Genomic DNA, 1,588 nt, shown 5'->3' with positions numbered 1-1,588 from the left:
GTCGGGAGTTTCGGCGCTGGTTGGGGTGGTGACCTGGTGAGCGTGAGTCCGGTGCACAAGCGTGGTTTGTATCTGGGTGTGCTTGCGCAGCGTGCGGCGGTGAGGCACGGGTCGATGCTGCTGACGCTGGATCATGATCTGGATGTGCTGCCTGATGCGGGGCGGCGTATCACGGTCAGTGAGCTGGCTTATCACGTGTCCGATCTCGCCGCGCGTCTGGCGGTGGCGGGGGTGCGGGCGGGCGAGCATGTGGTGGTCTACAAGCGGCCGAACTTCGATTCGTGGATCCTGGGCACGGCGGTGGCGCGGCTCGGGGCGGTTCCGGTGATGCTCTCCCCGGCTCTGGATGCTCCGACGGTGGCGGCGTTGATGCGGCGTCTGGGCCGCCCGCACCTGCTCACCGACGAGGCGAAGCAGGCTCTCCTCGCCGGTGAGGATCTTGACGGGCTGGCGGCTTCGGTGATCACGGTGGCGTCGCTGGGTGAGCTGGAGGGTTCGCCCGGGGTGCCGGTGGTCTTCACGGGCCTGGACGAGCCGGCGATGATCACGCATACGTCGGGGACGACGGGGCTGCCGAAGCTGGTGGTCCACACCGCGCGCACGATGCGCACCCGGCTGCGGCCGCAGTTGTTCATGCTCGGGGTGATGCCGCGGCGGGAGACCGTCGCGATCAGTATCCCCTTCGTTCATTCCCGGCTCTTCGCGGCGATGGCGCTGGTGCTCTTCAAGGGCATGCCCACCCTCCTGGTGAACAACCACGACCCCGAAGCGGTCGCCACGTTCTTCCTCAAGAACCGCCCCGGGCTGATCGAGGCCCTGCCCAACAGCTTCCTCGCCTGGGAAGGGCTGGTGAACGACCCCAGGAGGCCGTTCGCGTCGGTGAAGTACTTCTCCTCCACCTTCGATGCCATCCACCCGCGCACCGTGCGCCGGCTGCTGGACGCCTCCGGCCGCCGCGCCCCGCAGTTCTTCCAGATCTACGGCCAGTCCGAGGTCGGCCCGGCGGTCGGCAGGCCCTACTACCGGCGCCACGCACGCGACATGGACGGCCGCTGCGTCGGCTTCGCCCTGCCCGGCAGCGCGAAAGTCCGGGTCACCTCACCCAACGGCCGCCAGGTCACCCCCGACAACCCCGGGTTCATCGAGGTCCGCTGGGACGGCATCGCCAAGACCTACCACGGCGAACAGGACCGCTACGACGAGAACGTCCACCAGGGCTGGTGGCGCACCGGAGACATCGGCTACCGCACCAAAGCCGGCTGCCTCCACATGCTCGACCGCGAGATCGACACCATCCCCGGCATCGGCTCCAGCCTGGAGATCGAAGACACCGTCCTGGACCGCCTCGACGAACTCGTCGAACTCGCCATCGTCCAGGGCCCCGGCAACAAACCCGTCCCCATCACCTGCACCCGCAACGACGAACCCGTCGACCCCCACCGCTGGCAACAAGCCACCCACGACTACCCCCAACTCACCGCCCCCGTCCACATCCCCCTCGCCCAACTCCCACGCACCGCCACCCTCAAAACCCGCCGCGTCGAACTCACCCGCATCCTCCACGACAAACTCCAAGAACAACCCTGAA

Annotated in this window: 2 protein-coding genes; one reads left to right on the top strand and one right to left on the bottom strand. The window is 67.9% G+C overall.

Translation table 11 applies throughout. The features are described 5' to 3' along the window. Positions 1-195 (bottom strand): hypothetical protein (locus FB457_RS35775; protein ID WP_222439537.1); only part of this gene is annotated, 195 nt, incomplete at its 3' end. On the opposite strand from FB457_RS35775, the gene FB457_RS35015 reads away from it, so the two are divergent. Next, on the top strand, positions 115-1,587 hold the full coding sequence (locus tag FB457_RS35015) for a class I adenylate-forming enzyme family protein (RefSeq protein WP_078898442.1): 1,473 nt from the start codon (positions 115-117) through the stop codon (positions 1,585-1,587). The genes FB457_RS35775 and FB457_RS35015 overlap by 81 nt on opposite strands. The last annotated feature ends 1 nt before the right edge of the window (position 1,588 follow it).

This window comes from Streptomyces sp. CNZ287 (genome assembly GCF_007827615.1).
The sequence above is the reverse complement of the archived record's forward strand: the minus strand, read 5'-3'. Positions and strand labels throughout refer to the sequence as shown.

Coding starts and splice junctions, on each gene's coding strand:
- FB457_RS35015 (WP_078898442.1), top strand. CDS start 115: ATGCTGCTGACGCTGGATCATGATCTGGATGTGCTGCCTGATGCGGGG.